At 64.3% G+C, this 715-nt stretch carries 1 protein-coding gene; it reads left to right on the top strand.

All coding sequences use genetic code 11. From position 1 onward, the window contains the following. Positions 1 to 83 precede the first annotated feature (83 nt). On the top strand, positions 84 to 659 hold the full coding sequence (locus AX690_RS00735) for a hypothetical protein (protein WP_066682899.1): 576 nt from the start codon (positions 84 to 86) through the stop codon (positions 657 to 659). Positions 660 to 715 lie beyond the last annotated feature (56 nt).

The raw sequence follows: 715 nt of genomic DNA, 5'->3' as shown, positions 1-715 counted from the left end.
CTTGGCGACGCCGTGGTTGTCGGCGTCGGTGGCGCTCTGCCGATAGGTGACCGGACCACGGTTGTCGGGTTCCCGACGCGGGCGTGTTTTACCGCGAAGGGCTGAAGATCAACGATCCGGAGGCGCTGGCGGAGCAAGCCCGTCGCATCGTCGCCGGATCGGACGATCTCGCGTGGATGCGCCCCGACCTCGAGCAGATGATCGCCGAGTTCGACGACCGAAATCGGGACGAGGGGCGCGTTTACCTGTGCGCGGACGACCGGCCGCAGCTCGACGATATCGGGCATTACCTGCTCTATGGCAGCGAGTGGATTCAATGCCTGTTGGGCTGGGGCGCCCATCGGGCGCTGCGCCAATACAGCGTTCCCACCATGGTAGAGGTAGATCTGCCTTTCCGATGGGCGACCTGGGCCACGCGGGAGGCGTTCGCACGCCATCTGCTGCAGGAGTGGACGCGGCTGACCGCCAATGAACCGTCCTGGTCGCCGGCGTTGGACTTCTCCATCGTGCTCCACATCGATGTGCCCGCGACCTGCATCGTCGGCCATTACCATCCGTCGGAGCTGAAGGACCCATTCCACGGCAAGCTTCGCCGTCTCACTGCGAATGTGCGATGCCCGGCCTGCGCAGATCAGGCACACGCCGCTCAGCCTGGATAAGTGTCGGTGCTCGAATTGACTGCGACTGGGCGGGCTCAGTAAGCCTCTGAAATTCC

The organism is Caulobacter sp. CCH9-E1 (assembly GCF_001556515.1).
Classification (GTDB): Bacteria; Pseudomonadota; Alphaproteobacteria; order Caulobacterales; family Caulobacteraceae; genus Caulobacter.
Note: the sequence above shows the minus strand (reverse complement) of the source record. Positions and strands in the feature narration are given on the sequence as shown.